Origin of the sequence: Pseudomonas sp. Sample_22, from assembly GCF_004307635.1 — a bacterium.
Taxonomy (GTDB): domain Bacteria; phylum Pseudomonadota; class Gammaproteobacteria; order Pseudomonadales; family Pseudomonadaceae; genus Aquipseudomonas.
Genome location: NZ_RCNY01000081.1, coordinates 177,317 through 192,865 on the forward strand (window position 1 = coordinate 177,317; position 15,549 = coordinate 192,865).

The 15,549-nt window shown below is 59.3% G+C and carries 10 protein-coding genes; 4 read left to right on the plus strand and 6 right to left on the minus strand.

The window, feature by feature from the left end; translation table 11 throughout:
- Positions 1–120 precede the first annotated feature (120 nt).
- The 3 genes from glgB to D8U73_RS20720 all read right to left on the minus strand — a co-directional run bounded on the left by glgB (position 121) and on the right by D8U73_RS20720 (position 7,840).
- Positions 121–2,355, minus strand: coding sequence for a 1,4-alpha-glucan branching protein GlgB (glgB, locus tag D8U73_RS20710; protein WP_130905633.1), 2,235 nt, complete (start codon positions 2,353–2,355; stop codon positions 121–123).
- A gap of 2 nt (positions 2,356–2,357) precedes the next feature.
- Positions 2,358–5,699, minus strand: coding sequence for a maltose alpha-D-glucosyltransferase (gene treS, locus D8U73_RS20715; RefSeq protein ID WP_130905634.1), 3,342 nt, complete (start codon positions 5,697–5,699; stop codon positions 2,358–2,360).
- 146 nt (positions 5,700–5,845) lie between these two features.
- Positions 5,846–7,840 (minus strand): alpha-1,4-glucan--maltose-1-phosphate maltosyltransferase, encoded by a 1,995-nt coding sequence (locus D8U73_RS20720; RefSeq protein ID WP_056855489.1) that lies wholly within the window; start codon positions 7,838–7,840, stop codon positions 5,846–5,848.
- Positions 7,841–8,044: 204 nt separating this feature from the next.
- On the opposite strand from D8U73_RS20720, the gene D8U73_RS29250 reads away from it, so the two are divergent.
- Entirely contained in the window at positions 8,045–8,212 is a 168-nt protein-coding gene (locus tag D8U73_RS29250) for a hypothetical protein (RefSeq protein WP_177336591.1), read from the plus strand.
- Between the two features lie 120 nt (positions 8,213–8,332).
- On the opposite strand, the gene D8U73_RS20725 is transcribed toward D8U73_RS29250, so the two are convergent.
- The gene (locus D8U73_RS20725; protein WP_056855490.1) at positions 8,333–8,848 is read right to left on the minus strand and encodes an MgtC/SapB family protein; all 516 of its coding nucleotides are present in this window, start codon (positions 8,846–8,848) and stop codon (positions 8,333–8,335) included.
- 125 nt (positions 8,849–8,973) lie between these two features.
- Here D8U73_RS20725 and D8U73_RS20730 point away from each other — a divergent pair, with 125 nt between their 5' ends.
- The 3 genes from D8U73_RS20730 to mapR all read left to right on the plus strand — a co-directional run bounded on the left by D8U73_RS20730 (position 8,974) and on the right by mapR (position 12,367).
- Positions 8,974–9,207 (plus strand): DUF3203 family protein, encoded by a 234-nt coding sequence (locus D8U73_RS20730; protein WP_056855491.1) that lies wholly within the window; start codon positions 8,974–8,976, stop codon positions 9,205–9,207.
- Between the two features lie 194 nt (positions 9,208–9,401).
- Positions 9,402–10,814, plus strand: coding sequence for a cytochrome c oxidase accessory protein CcoG (gene ccoG / locus D8U73_RS20735; protein WP_130905635.1), 1,413 nt, complete (start codon positions 9,402–9,404; stop codon positions 10,812–10,814).
- A 143-nt stretch (positions 10,815–10,957) separates the two neighbouring features.
- On the plus strand, positions 10,958–12,367 hold the full coding sequence (gene mapR, locus D8U73_RS20740; RefSeq protein ID WP_056855493.1) for a GntR family transcriptional regulator MpaR: 1,410 nt from the start codon (positions 10,958–10,960) through the stop codon (positions 12,365–12,367).
- Positions 12,368–12,493: 126 nt separating this feature from the next.
- On the opposite strand, the gene D8U73_RS20745 is transcribed toward mapR, so the two are convergent.
- Complete coding sequence (locus D8U73_RS20745; protein WP_056855600.1) at positions 12,494–13,240, minus strand: SDR family oxidoreductase; 747 nt, start codon at positions 13,238–13,240, stop codon at positions 12,494–12,496.
- A 192-nt stretch (positions 13,241–13,432) separates the two neighbouring features.
- On the minus strand, positions 13,433–15,514 hold the full coding sequence (locus tag D8U73_RS20750) for an EAL domain-containing protein (RefSeq protein WP_130905636.1): 2,082 nt from the start codon (positions 15,512–15,514) through the stop codon (positions 13,433–13,435).
- Positions 15,515–15,549 lie beyond the last annotated feature (35 nt).

Below are 15,549 nucleotides of genomic sequence, written 5' to 3' on the forward strand. Positions count from 1 at the left end.
CAGACCTCAAGAAATGCGTGGTTCAATCTGACGCCATCGCGGGCAAGCCCGCTCCCACAAGGATCACCACTGAACCTGTGGGAGCGGGCTTGCCCGCGATTGGAACGACGCAATTTCGGATCAGCCCTGCGGACTCAACATCAACACCGCCAACGGCGGCAAATTCAACACCAGCGACAGATTCTGCCCATGGCTCGAGATTTCCTCGGTGGACGTCCCACCGTTGTTGCCGTAGTTGGAACCGGCATAGGTTGCCGAATCACTGTTGAACAACTCGGTCCAGCGCCCGGCAAATGGTACGCCGATGCGATAAGCCTCGCGCGGTACCGGGGTGAAGTTGGCGACCACCAACACCGGCCGCCCCTCTTTGCTCCAGCGCAGCCACGCGTACACGCTGTTGATCGCATCGTCGCCGATCAACCATTGGAAGCCTTGCGGCACATCGTCCTGCTCATGCAGCGCCGGAATATCGCGGTACAGACGGTTAAGGTCACCGACCAGTTTCTGCACGCCTTTGTGTTCGGAATACTGCAGCAGGTACCAGTCCAGTTGCTGGTCGTGGTTCCACTCGCGCCACTGGCCGAACTCGCAGCCCATGAACAGCAGTTTCTTGCCCGGATGCGCCCACATGAAACTCAGGTAGGCCCGCAGGTTGGCGAACTTCTGCCAACGGTCGCCGGGCATCTTGTCGATCAGCGAATGTTTGCCATGCACCACTTCGTCATGGGAAATCGGCAGGATGAAGCGTTCTGACCAGGCATACACCAGGCCGAAGCTCAGTTCGTTATGGTGATGGGCGCGATACACCGGATCTTGCTGGATGTAATGCAGTGAATCGTGCATCCAGCCCATGTTCCATTTGTAGGCGAAGCCCAGTCCGCCCTGTTGCGTGCTCTGGCTGACACCCGGCCACGCCGTGGACTCTTCGGCAATCACCAATGCTCCGGGAGCTTCCAGCGCTACGACGTCGTTGAGGTGGCGCAGAAAGTCGATTGCCTCGAGGTTCTCCCGACCGCCATGGCGATTGGGCACCCACTCGCCCGCCTTGCGCGAATAATCGCGATAGAGCATCGACGCCACCGCATCCACCCGCAGGCCATCGACATGAAAATGCTTGAGCCAGTGCAGTGCTGAAGCGAGCATGTAGCCGTGCACTTCGGTGCGCCCGAGGTTGTAGATCAGCGTGTCCCAATCCTGGTGAAAGCCTTCCTGGGGGTTGCCGTACTCGTACAGCGCAGTGCCGTCGAATTGCGCCAGGCCATGGGTATCGGTCGGAAAATGCGCCGGCACCCAATCGAGAATCACGCCAATTTCCGCCTGGTGGCAGGCATTGACGAACGCTGCGAACTCGTCGCCCGTGCCGTAACGGGCACTGGTGGCGAATTGCGACAGCAGTTGGTAGCCCCAAGACCCGCCGAACGGGTGCTCCATGATCGGCATCAGTTCGATGTGAGTGAAACCCAGTTCCTTGACATAGGGAATCAGCCGCTCAGCCAGTTCGGGCCAAGTGTACTGGCGGGCCACTTCGCCCAGATCATCCAGTTCGCATTGCCAGGACCCGGCGTGCAGTTCGTAAATCGACAACGGCTCGCTCGGACGCTGGCGCTCGGCACGGGACAGCATCCAGTCCTGATCCTGCCAGTCGATCTGCAAGGGAGGAGCGACTTTCGAGGCGGTATCTGGCGGCAGGCTGGTGGCCAGCGCCATGGGGTCGGCCTTTAACGGCAGAATGCCGTCTTTGCCAAGAATTTCATATTTGTACGCCTCGCCCGCTTGCAGGCGCGGAATGAACAATTCCCAGACACCGCTGGGATGGCGCAGGCGCATCGGATGGCGACGCCCGTCCCAGACGTTGAAGTCCCCAACAACCGACACCCGTCGGGCATTCGGCGCCCACACTGCGAAACGCACGCCGTCGACGCCGTCCACAGTTTTCAGCTGCGCGCCGAGGCAACTGCTCAGGTCGCGGTGATTGCCTTCGGCGAACAGATACAAATCCATTTCGCCAAGCAGTGGACCAAAGCTGTATGGATCTTCGGCGGTTTGCTCGCCACCGGCCCAACGAGTGCGCAACAGATAGGGTTGCGCACGCTCGAAATGCCCGACGAACAGACCGGGGGTCTGGGTAACTTCAAGTTGACCGAGCTCTTCACCGGTTTCTCTGGCGACCACGTGTACGCTCAAGGCATCCGGGAGGTAGGCCCGGATGAACTGCCCACCGACGCCATCGCCGTGGGGGCCAAGAATGGCAAAGGGATCATGATGCTCGGCACGTACCAACGCGTCGATATCCCGCGCCCTGGGTAGCAGTGCTTCTTTGTGATGTTGACCCTGTTCCTTGTTCGAGAAACTCATGACTACTCTCCACCAAGATCGGAAAAGGGTTTAAGCCCACTCAATAATCCATATAAACCGTGCAACGGCACGGGCAACCAACCGGGGCGATTTTCCGCCTCGTAGGCCACTTCATACGCCGCCTTCTCCAGGCCGAACAACGCCAATGCGGCGTCCTCGCCTTCTGGATCTTGCCATGCATGGTCAAGCGTAGCTGCCGCCAGCCGATAAGCGTCGACAAATGCCTGCCTGGCTTCGGTCAAATAGCGAGTCGCTACGCGCTCGCGCGCGGCCTGGGCCTGCGCCGTGTTGTCGACGTTGTGCACGTTGATGGTCATGGCCGCTGCGTAATCGAAAGAACGCAGTACCCCGCTGACATCCTTGTACGGGCTGTGCTTGCCCCTTCGTTCATGCAGCGGTCGTGCCGGTTCACCTTCGAAGTCGATCAGGTAGGCATCGCTCTTGATCACCAGTACTTGCCCCAGGTGCAAGTCACCATGCACGCGGATACGCAGGCCACCGGCGGTCTTTTTGGCCAGCGCCTGCACATGGGCGAGGATGGCTTTTTTGTTGTCCAGTAAACGGCTGACCAAGGTTTTGTCTGTCGGGTTCAGTTCGTTTTGATGCTGCTTGAGCAATTTCAGTGCGTGCTCGATTTGCGCAGCGACGTCCTTGGCCGACGCCAGCGCCTCTTTTGCCGTGGTGATTTGCGGTTCGAAGTCCGGGTTGTTGCCCGGTGCCGCCAGTACCTGATGCATTTCGCCCAGGCGCTGGCCGAGCATGCCGGCGAAATCCTTCAGCTCGCCGAGGGCGTTGTAATGCTGTTCCTGTTCCGACACAGCGTCCGCCAACTCATCGCGCAGTGCCCGTTCGAGGTTGTTCTGGGTCCATTCCCAGGCATCGCCCTGATTGCTCAAGTAGCCTTGGGCGATCATCAGCAGGTTGTCTTCGCCTGCGGCGTCCCGGCGAACCACCGCGCCCAAGAGCGGCGAAATGTTGCTGAAGCCGGCGGCGGTCAGATAAGCGCTCATTTCCAGTTCCGGGTGCACGCCCGACGCCACCTTGCGGATCAGCTTCAATACCAGACTGTTGCCGACCACCACCGAACTGTTGGATTGCTCCGCCGACAGATACCGCACTTCGGATTCCGCCGTCAGGCCCAGCTTGGCCAGTTCGGCGGTCGGTTCAAAGCGGATCTCGCCACCGTCCGAAGGCAACACCATGTTGTTATGCATGCCCTGCAATACGGCGCGGACAAAGCTTTCCAGACTGAACGCATCGGTGATCAAGCCGACTTGAGGCCCTCGGCGCACCCGCGACAGCGCCAGTTGTTGAGGCAACGCCGCGCCTACCTGGTCTTCGGCGATGAAGCCGAACGGCAATTGATAGCGGCTGGTCTGGCCGCCGCTGGTGACTTCGATCTCACTCAACAACACCGGATGCTGAGCGTCACCAAACCGCACACCGTAAGCCAGCTCGACCTTGTCGATAGCCGCATCCTTGCCGGCAAACCAGCGACGATTCTGCAACCAGCTCGGCAGGATGCTCTGTTCCAGCGTGCCCCTTGATGGCGCTTCGAGCAGTTCTTCCATGCGTTTTTTCAGCACCAGCGTGGTGAAGTCCGGCAGGCTTTGCGCCGGCTCGACGTGCCAGCTGGGCATCTGGTTTTCGGCGGCAAGTCCGAACCAATAGAAACCGTAGGGCGCCAGGGTCAGGAGAAAATTCAACTGGCCGATCGGCGGAAAGGCATTGCCGCCAAGCATTTCCACCGGAACCATGCCAACGTAGGCCGACAGGTCCAGCTCCACCGCCTGAGCGCTGCGCGACACGTTGGCCACGCACAGAATGATTTCGTGCTTGCCGTCAGGCCCGGTGTATTCACGGGTGTAGGCCAATACGCGACGGTTGGTCGGCGAGAGCATTTTCAGCGTGCCACGACCAAACGCCTTGGATTGCTTGCGCACGGTCAGCATGCGTCGGGTCCAGTTCAACAACGAATGCGGGTCGCCGGCCTGGGTTTCGACATTGACCGACAAGTAGCCATATTGCGGGTCCATGATGGGCGGCAACACCAGGCTGGCCGGATCGGCGCGAGAGAAACCACCATTGCGGTCAATGGACCATTGCATCGGCGTGCGCACGCCGTCGCGGTCGCCGAGGTAGATGTTGTCGCCCATGCCGATCTCGTCGCCGTAATACAGGGTCGGCGTGCCGGGCATCGACAGCAGCAAACTGTTGAGCAGCTCCACCCGGCGGCGGTCACGTTCCATCAGCGGCGCCAGCCGGCGGCGAATCCCCAGGTTGATCCGCGCCCGACGGTCGGCCGCGTAGTAATTCCAGAGGTAATCGCGCTCTTTGTCGGTGACCATTTCCAGGGTCAGCTCATCGTGGTTGCGCAGGAAAATCGCCCATTGGCAGTTGGCCGGGATTTCCGGGGTCTGGCGCAGGATATCGGTGATCGGAAAGCGGTCTTCCTGGGCCAGCGCCATGTACATGCGCGGCATCAGCGGAAAGTGAAACGCCATGTGGCATTCATCGCCGTTCAGGCCTTTCTTGTCGGTGTCGCCGAAATACAGCTGGGTGTCTTCTGGCCATTGATTGGCCTCGGCCAGCAACATGCGGTCGGGGTAATTGGCATCGATTTCGGCGCGGATCTGTTTCAGCACATCGTGGGTTTCAGGAAGGTTTTCGTTGTTGGTGCCGTCACGCTCGATCAGGTACGGGATCGCGTCGAGGCGCAAACCGTCGATACCCATGTCCAGCCAGTAACGCATCACCGACAGCACGGCCTTCATGACCTGCGGGTTGTCGAAGTTCAAATCGGGCTGGTGCGAATAGAAGCGGTGCCAGAAGTACTGGCCGGCCACCGGGTCCCAAGTCCAATTGGACTTTTCGGTGTCGAGAAAAATGATGCGCGTGCCGTCGTACTTTTGATCGTCATCCGACCACACGTAGAAGTCCCGCGCCGCCGAGCCTTTCTTGGCCTTGCGGGCGCGCTGGAACCAGGCGTGCTGATCGGAGGTGTGGTTGATGACCAGTTCGGTTATCACCCGCAGACCGCGCTTGTGTGCCTCGGCAATAAAGCGCTTGGCATCGGCCATGGTGCCGTAATCACTGTGGACACCGCGGTATTCGGCAATGTCATAGCCGTCGTCGCGGCGTGGTGAGGGATAGAACGGCAGCAGCCAGATGGTGTTGACGCCGAGTTCGGCGATGTAGTCGAGTTTGGCGATCAGGCCAGGAAAGTCGCCGATCCCGTCGTTATTGGAATCGAAATAAGATTTAACGTGTACTTGATAGATCACCGCGTCCTTGTACCAGAGCGGGTCCTTGATGAAGGTGGCTGCCTTGGGTTTCTTCGCCATTTGAAACTCCTGTTGAATACGAGAGAACTCCCTGAAGCAGATCGTTCCCACGCTCTGCGTGGGAATGCCTCAAGGGACGCTCTGCGTCCAGTGACGCGGAGCGTCACTGGACGCATTCCCACGCGGAGCATGGGAACGATCATTTGCTAGACGGTAATCCGCCAGATCCCGAACGGCTGGTAGGCCGGGTCGATCCGCATGAATTGATATTTGCCATGCCAGGTCCAGCGATGGCCGTTCATCAGGTCCTCGCCCTGGGTACTGGCGTCGTCGGGCAGGCCCATTTCCCACAGCGGCAATTCAAAATTCGCCTCCTGGACGTTATGCGGATCAACGCTGACCGCTACCAGAATGAAATTGCTGCCATCGGCACTGCGCTTGCCGAAATACAAGATGTTGTCGTTCCAGGCGTTGTAGACCTTCAGGCCCAAATGCGTCTGCAATGCCGGGTTCTGCCGGCGGATGCGGTTGAGCTGGGCGATTTCGGCAATGATGTTGCCTGGGGCGGTGAAATCCCGTGGGCGGATTTCGTATTTTTCGGAGTCGAGGTACTCCTCTTTGCCCGGCACCGGTGCCGATTCGCACAGTTCAAAACCGGAATACATGCCCCACAAGCCAGAACCCATGGTCGCCAGCACAGCACGGATGAGAAAACCGGGGCGCCCGGATTCATGCAGGAATGCCGGATTGATGTCCGGTGTGTTAACGAAGAAATTCGGCCGGTAGCATTCGCGCCAGGGCGATTCATTGAGTTCAGTGAAATATGTCGCCAACTCGGTCTTGGTATTGCGCCAGGTGAAATAGGTATAGCTCTGGGAGTAACCGACCTTGCCCAGTCGGGCCATCATCGCCGGCGTGGTAAACGCTTCGGCAAGGAAGATCACCTCCGGATACAGCGCCCGTACATCGGCGATCAGCCATTGCCAGAACGGCAACGGTTTGGTGTGCGGGTTGTCCACGCGAAAAATCTTTACCCCCTCCTCGACCCAGCCCAGGACGATGTCGCGCAATTCGATCCAGAGGCTGGGAATCGCATCAGCGGCATAGAAATCGACGTTGACGATGTCCTGGTATTTTTTCGGCGGGTTCTCGGCGTATTTGATCGTGCCGTCGGGCCGCCAGTTGAACCAGCCCGGATGCTGCTTGAGCCATGGGTGGTCCTGGGAACACTGAATGGCAAAGTCGAGGGCGATTTCCAGGCCGTGCTCTGCGGCAGCTGCGACCAGTCGCCGGAAATCCTCGCGGGTACCCAATTGCGAATGGATCGCCTCGTGCCCGCCTTCTTCACTGCCAATGGCATAGGGGCTGCCGGGATCGTCAGGTCCGGCGGTCAGGGAATTGTTCGGCCCTTTGCGAAAGCTGCGACCGATCGGATGGATCGGCGGGAAATACAGCACGTCAAAGCCCATGTCCTGAATCATTGGCAGACGTGAGTGCACGTCATTAAAAGTGCCGTGGCGATTAGGATCGTCGGTGATCGAGCGCGGGAACAACTCATACCAACTGGCGAACTGTGCGAGCTCGCGCTCAACGTCTATCGGAAATTCAGCGCTCAGACTCAGGTAGGCACGATGATCGGCCTGAGCCATCAAGTCGGCGCTACGCTGGTGCAGGAACAATGCGACCTGCTCGGTTTCGAGCAGGCCCGACAATTCATGGTGCAACGCGGCGAGTTGTTCGCTCAGTTGCCCTTCACTGCGCTCGGCCGCTTGCTGGACGTGCAGGCGCCCTTCCTGTAACTCCAGGCTGACCGGCACTGCGGCGGCGTGTTTTTTCTCCAGCTCGTAGCGAAAACTGGCGAACTGATCGATCCAGGCTTCGATGCAAAACACATAACGGCCCTGACTCGGCACCCGAAAGCTGCCTTGCCAGCCGTTATTGCCCAGATCGGCCATGACTTCGCTTTGCCAGGTGTCATCACTTTCGGCCCGCCAGCGCACACGCACCGCCAGTTTGTCGTGACCGTCGGCGAACACTTTGCTGGTGACCACCACGTCCTGGCCCACAACGGCCTTGACCGCAAACTGGCCACCTTCGAGCGTCGGCATGGTGTTTTCAATGACAATGCGCGGCAGTAGCAGCGCTTGCGACAATGGCATGTGCGGGTTGTAGCTCAGTTCTGTCGGTTTTTCAGCCGTCATCGAGCATCTCTCCTTTACGCCCCATGGACGCTCAAGTGTCTGGTTGTCATCCCGTCGGGCCATCCGCCCGGCAATCAACTCACTTAGGTTCCGAGCAACCATCGCCGGGAAAAGTTCATCGGCATTTGGCCGGAATCAAATCCCTCAGTCGGTGGTCAACAACTTAAGCACGACTCACGCCATGTGCCACTGGAGGCAGGAACGATGAACAATCCATTCCCGGCTGAAACACCCGATCCGAACATCGACAACCCGGTAATACCGCCGAGCGACCCGCAACCGGTGCCCGAGCAAGACCCACCCGGAACGAACCCTCCTCCAAGGGAAGAACCACCGACGACCATGCCACCTGTCATCGTTACACCGGAATAACGACCAATCGCCGTTTACCTGCAGGAGCGAGCCTGCTCGCGATGATTGTCAACAATGACGCGGGAAGCCTGATGCTCCGCGCAATACTCAGGACCAACGCGCCCAGGCTCGCTCCTTCCGTTAATTCTGTTGATCATTGTGGTCGTTGTTCTTCTCAAAGATTTTCACCACTCGGGGCATCGCGCTCAGAATCCCCAACGCCAGCAAAGTGCTGAGTACCGCCGTTGCTTCCCTCCCCAACCCGGCCGACACCCCAATGGCAGCGGTCATCCACAAACCGGCGGCGGTGGTCAGGCCTTTGACGTGACCTTCATCACCTTCCTCATTTTTCAGGATGGTGCCGGCGCAGAGAAAGCCGATCCCGGCGATCACACCCTGCATGACGCGGCTCATGGCATCGGCTTGCGAGCCGGACATCTGCGGTACCAGCACAAACAGCGCCGCACCGATGGCCACCAGCATGTGGGTACGAACGCCCGCTGCCTTGCCCTTGTGCTCACGTTCAAAACCGAGAATCCCGCCGAGCACCGCCGCCGTCACCAGGCGCACGGTAACGCGTGTCAGCTGTGACGCGTCGCCAATGTCGGCGAACTCCGCTTGCAGGGTCACCCAGACTTCATGCCACCAGGCATTCATGTTGTTTTTCCTTTTGAACGATCCATGGAGCATGGACCATGGCGACCATTAATCGGTTGCACAGAACGATATCCAGTGCAGACGCCCTAAAGTTTCAGTACTCGCAAAAAAACAGGGACATCGCCATGACCGTACGTATCGAAAACGAAACCTGCTTCTTTACCACTGAAAACGGTGAGGAAATTCGCCTGTGCCCCGATGTGACGATCGTCACGGACGGCGAAAAAGCCATGTCGGCGGTGGACATCGACGGTCAGCGCATTTACATCACTGAAGCCGAGGCTGATGCATTGACCGTAGCAGGTGCTGTCGATGGTCGCCGTCACTTGAAAGCCACGGACAGTGATTCGGTGATCTGACCGATCCTGTCGACCACAGCCGCAGGCGTCTGACAGGGGCGTTTGCGCCGCGCCTGGACGAGTGCTTCAACTTGTCGCAGGTCATTGCTCGTCCTTCATCTGATCTGCTTTTTATTGCAATACCTGAGTCTGTTATGCAAACAGATCGACGCTCATAGTGCGCCTGCCTGATGGAGGCTGATGAGCGAAAGACCATGAGCGAGAGAATCCCCGTCCGAACCGTTGAAACATTCGAACCTTCACGTGCAAAGATGAAGGTCAAATCCAGCGACAACCTGATTCACACACGCAGCTTCACCGGCCTTTTCCGCAACTTGCGCATAAGCGGTGCAGGACTGCTGTTCCTGTTGTTTTTCGGTACCGTATGGCTGAACTGGGGTGGACGTCAGGCGGTGCTCTGGGATCTTGGCGAAAGCAAATTCCATATCTTCGGCGCCACGTTCTGGCCGCAGGACTTCATTCTGCTGTCGGCACTGCTGATCATCGCTGCGTTCGGTCTGTTCGCCATCACCGTATTCGCCGGCCGCGTTTGGTGCGGCTACACCTGTCCACAGAGTTCCTGGACGTGGATCTTCATGTGGTGCGAAAAAATCACCGAAGGCGAGCGCAATCAGCGCATAAAACTGCAAGCCGCGCCCTGGGGCTTGAACAAACTCATGCGTCGCTCAGCCAAGCACACCTTGTGGCTGGCCATCAGCCTGCTGACCGGCCTGACCTTCGTCGGCTACTTCACGCCGATCCGGCCGCTGGCCGAAGAACTGCTGACCCTGCAGATGAGCGGTGTCAGTTTGTTCTGGGTCGTCTTCTTCACCGGCGCCACCTACATCAATGCCGGTTGGTTGCGTGAAGCGGTGTGCATGCACATGTGCCCGTATGCACGGTTCCAGAGCGTGATGTTCGACAAGGACACCCTGACCATTTCCTATGACGTCGCCCGGGGCGAAAATCGTGGCCCGCGCAAGCGTGAAGTCAAACCGGCCGAGGTCGGCCTGGGCGATTGCATCGATTGCCAGTTGTGCGTGCAGGTCTGCCCCACCGGCATCGACATCCGCGACGGCTTGCAAATGGAGTGCATCGGTTGCGCGGCGTGCATCGATGCCTGTGATTCGATCATGGACAAAATGGGCTACGCGCGCGGCTTGATCAGCTACACCTCCGAACGCCAGTTGCAGGGTGGCAAGACCCACTTGCTACGGCCACGGCTGATTGGCTACACCGCCGTGCTGTTGGTCATGATCGCGGCCTTGGTATTCGCCTTGATCGAGCGGCCTATGGTCTCGCTGGATGTCAGCAAGGACCGTGGCCTGTTCCGCGAGAACAGTCAGGGGCAGATCGAAAACATCTACAGCCTGAAAGTGATCAACAAAACCCAGCAGCGCCAGGATTACCAATTGACCCTCGTCAACGCTGACGGCTTCCAGTTGCAGGGCACGACCGACTTGAGCCTGGCACCCGGTGAAATTGTCGACGTGCCGGTCTCGGTGGCCATGACTGCCGAGCGGCCGACCAGCAGTTCGCAGAGCATCAGTTTCAAAATTGTCGACGGTGATGAACCGGCAATCTACAGCGTAGCGAAGAGCCGGTTTGTAGCGCCGATGAACCGTTGATCCTTTAAGATGCAGGCCTTTGTGGCGAGGGAGCTTGCTCCCGCTGGGGTGCGAAGCGCCCCCCAAAGAACTGGCGACTGCTGCGCAGCCGAGCGGGAGCATGCTCCCTCGCCACAGTTGATTGATTCGATCGCGGGATACCGATGAAACGCTACGAAAAATTCGCCGATGACATCGCTGAACTGATCCGCACCGGCGTCCTGGGTCCCGGCCAGCGCGTGCCGTCGGTGCGCTATGCGAGCCAGACCTACGGGGTCAGCCCGTCCACGGTGTTCCAGGCTTATTACCTGCTTGAGCGCCGTGGCTTGATTCGCGCCCGCCCGCGCTCCGGCTATTTCGTCAATGCCCACGCACCGCGGCCGTTTTCCGAACCCGTGATCAGCAGCCAGGTCAACGAATCCACCGAGGTCGACGTCAGCGAACTGGTGTTCTCGGTCCTTGATTCGATCAAAGACCCGAACACCGTGCCATTTGGTTCGGCGTTCCCCAGCCCGACCCTGTTTCCGCTGCAACGCCTGTCGCGCTCGCTGGCCAGCGCCACCCGGGAAATGGACCCGCGCATGGTGGTCACCGACATGTCGCCGGGTAACCCGCAGCTACGCCGGCAGATTGCCCTGCGCTACATGGTTGGCGGACTGATGCTGCCCATGGAGGAACTGCTGATCACCAACGGTGCCCTCGAGGCGCTGAACCTGTGCCTGCAAGCGGTGACCCAGCCCGGCGACCTGGTGGCCATCGAAGCCCCGGCGTTCTACGCCTGCCTGCAAATACTGGAACGGTTGAAACTCAAAGCCGTGGAAATCCCGGTGCATCCCCGTGACGGCATCGATCTTGGGGTTTTGGCGCAAACCCTGGATCGTTACCCGATCAAGGCTTGCTGGTGCATGACCAGTTTCCAGAACCCCATGGGCGCGACCATGCCTGAGGCCAAGAAACAACAACTGGTGCAATTGCTGCGCGGTCATCAGGTGCCACTGATAGAAGACGATGTCTATGCCGAGCTGTATTACGGTCAGCAGGCACCGAAACCCGCCAAGGCGTTCGATACCGAAGGCCTGGTGATGCATTGCGGCTCGTTCGCCAAAAGCCTTGCCCCCGGCTACCGCATCGGCTGGGTCGCTGCCGGCCGCTATGCGCAGAAAATCGAACGGCTGAAACTGATGACCTCGCTGTGTGCATCGATGCCGGCCCAGGCCGCCATTGCCGATTACCTGCAACACGGCGGCTACGACCGGCATCTGCGCAAATTGCGCCATGCGCTGGAAGATCAACAGAGCGCCATGCTGGCGGCCATTACACGCTATTTTCCCGCACAGACTCGTGTCAGCCAGCCAGCTGGCGGGTATTTTCTATGGCTGGAACTGCCGGCGCAGATGGATTCGTTGAAGTTGTTTCAGATGGCGTTGGCGCAAGGCATCAGCATTGCGCCGGGGCCGATCTTTTCGCCAGCGCAGCGGTTCAGGAACTGTATTCGATTGAATTATGGGAGCCCGTGGACCGAGGAATCGGAAAAGGCGATGGAGACGTTGGGGCGGATTGTGCGGTCGTTCTGATGGGTTGATGGTGTCTCGACTGACGCCATCGCCAGCAGGCTGGCGCCCACAATAGGGTGCAACACTCAACCCTGTGGGAGCCAGCCTGCTGGCGATGAGGCCAGTGCAATCAACTCAACTCTACGCTTAACGGCCACCGCCCAGATCGACGAACGTCCCCGTCGCATACGATGCCTTGTCCGACAACAACCACACAATCGCCTCGGCCACTTCATCCGGGCGCCCGCCCCTGGCCATGGGGATGGCCGACTCAAGTTTGCTGACCCGGTCCGGATCGCCGCTCAAGGCGTGAAAATCGGTGTAGATGTATCCGGGCCGAACCGCGTTGACACGAATTCCCTCGCCTGCGACTTCCTTGGACAGGCCGATGGTGAAAGTGTCGAGTGCGCCCTTGGATGCCGCGTAGTCGACGTATTCATTAGGTGCGCCCAGACGGGCGGCGACCGAGGACACATTGACGATGCTGCCGCCTTGCCCGCCGTGTTTGGGCGACATGCGCAGGATGGCGTGCTTGGCGCACAGCATAGGGGCCAGAACGTTGGTCTTGAGGATTTTCAGAATGCGGAATTCGGACATTTCGTCGACCCGGGACTTTTGCCCGACGGTGCCAGCGTTGTTCACCAGCGCCGTAACCCGGCCCAGTTCGGTGTCCACTCGATTGAACAAGGCGATGACTTCGTCTTCGATGCTGACGTCTGCGCGAACCGCAATGGCTTGCGCACCGAGGGCACGAACCTGCTCCAGCACGCTCTGCGCAGCTTGTTCATCGGACTGATAGTTGATGCAGATCCGATAGCCTTGTTCGGCGGCCAACAGGGCGGTGGCGGCACCGATGCCACGACTGCCACCAGTGATGACGATGACTTTAACCATGCAGGCTTTCCCCATTTCAAGCGTAAGCGGTCGAGGGGAAGAATAACTGTCCTTCGCGGTTTTTGCATGAACCTGCTGCCAACCGATGTGCCGAGGGAGCTAGCGCTCCGCTCTACTGCGCAGCATTCACTGAACTGAGCGTTACCGAGGGCCGCTTCGCGACCCAGCGGGAGCAAGCTCCCTCGCCACAGGTCAGGAGAGTTCCAATTGCTCCGCACGATGGATTTCAACCATGAAACGTTGCGCCGGCAACGGATGACCGAGCAGATAGCCTTGCAGCGAATCACAGCCGAGCTGGGTCAGGAAGTCCTGCTGTACCCCCGTCTCCACGCCTTCGGCGACGATGCGCAAACCCAGCGCCTGACCGAGGGCGACAATCGCGGAAACGATCGCCGCGTCATCGCTGTCGCGCTCCAGGTCACGTACGAATCCCCGGTCGATTTTCAATTCATTGGCCGGCAGGCGCTTGAGGTACATCAAGCTCGAGTAACCGGTACCAAAGTCATCGATGGACAGGTCGACACCCATGTCCGACAGTTCCTGCAACACCGTCATGCTCGCGTCGGCATCGCTCATGGCCGTGGTTTCGGTGATTTCCAGGGTCAGGCTGTTGGCCGGCAAATGGTGCGTGGCCAGCGCCTTGGCGACGCTTTGCACCAGTCCGGCATGGCAGAACTGCAACGCAGAAAGGTTTACCGCGATACGCCAATCGGTGTAGCCCAGCACATACCACTCACGCATCTGACGGCAGGCTTCGTTGAGTACCCATTCGCCAATGGGAATGATCAGCCCGGTCTTTTCCGCGAGTTCGATGAACTTGTCCGGCAGCAACATGCCCTGGGTCGGATGTTCCCAACGCAACAGCGCTTCGGCACCGACCGGCCGTCCGTTGCTGGCGTCGAACTTGGGTTGGTAATGCAAGCAGAATTGTTGATGCTCCACGGCATTGCGCAGGTCTTGCAACAATTGCAGTTGCTTGCGCGCGTTGCTGTTCATCGAAGCGTCAAAGAAGCTGTAACCGTTTTTACCCGCGCCTTTGGCGTGATACATCGCCGCGTCGGCGTTCATCAGCAATTCATGGGCACTCTGGCCATTACCCGGATACAGGGCGATGCCCACGCTGGCGGAGATCTGCAAATCATGTTCAGCGACGCGAAAAGCCCGGGAAATCAAGCTGACCTGACGTGCCGCCAGCCCCACCGCGTCGTTCGGTTCGGTCAACTGCACCAGCAACACGAACTCATCGCCACCGATTCGCGCCAGCGTGTCCTGGCTGCGCAGGTCTTCGCGCAGGCGCAGGCTGACTTCACGCAACAGCTGGTCGCCCATGTGATGACCGAACGCATCGTTGACCGGTTTGAAGCCGTCCAGATCGATGAACATCAGGGCAAAGCAACCGCCCTCGCCGTTGACCCGCGACATCGCCTGATCGATACGGTCGGCCAGCAAGACCCGGTTCGGCAGACCAGTCAGAGTGTCATGCAAAGCCAATTGTGTGAGTTCACGATTGGCCTCGGTCAGGGATTGGGCCAGGCTTGCGGTGCGGGCTTCCAGGCGGGCATCGAGAATCGAAGTCAGCAAGGCAATGCTCAGCACCGCCAGAGTAGTGATCAGTACGAGATTATCCAGGCCCTCGCCGTTAAGGCCATCGGTGGCCGCGCCACAGAAGCTGCCATCGGCAAACTGTGCAGCCGCCATACCGGTGTAATGCATGCCGACAATGGCAATCCCCATGATCACCGCCGCCCCGCCACGAATCAGCCGCACGTGAGGGGTGTTCCGACGCAAGTGGAAGGCAATCCACAACGCCGCACCGGACGCGGCGACCGCTATGAACAACGACGTACTGAACAGCGTCGGGTCGTAGTCGATTCCCGGTTGCATGCGCATGGCGGCCATGCCGGTGTAGTGCATCGCACTGATTCCCGCCCCCATCACCAGCGCACCGAACCCCAATTGCCACAGCGGCAATTGCGGCTGACTGACCAGCCACAGGGCGAAGCCGCTGGACAGAATGCCGATCAGCAGCGAGAGCAACGTTATGGCGATGTCGTAGCCCAGGTCGATGGGTAAATCGAAGGCCAGCATGCCGATGAAGTGCATCGACCAGATCCCCACACCCATGGCAAACGCGCCCCCCGCCGTCCACAGGTGCACGGCCCGGCCCTTGGCCGTGGCGATACGGCCGGTCAGGTCGAGGGCGGTGTACGAGGCAAGAATGGCCACGCAAAGCGAAATGATGACCAGTGTGGGGGAGTAGCTACCGATGAGCATGGAAAGTTCTCGAAATCACCGCCGTATCGCTTCCA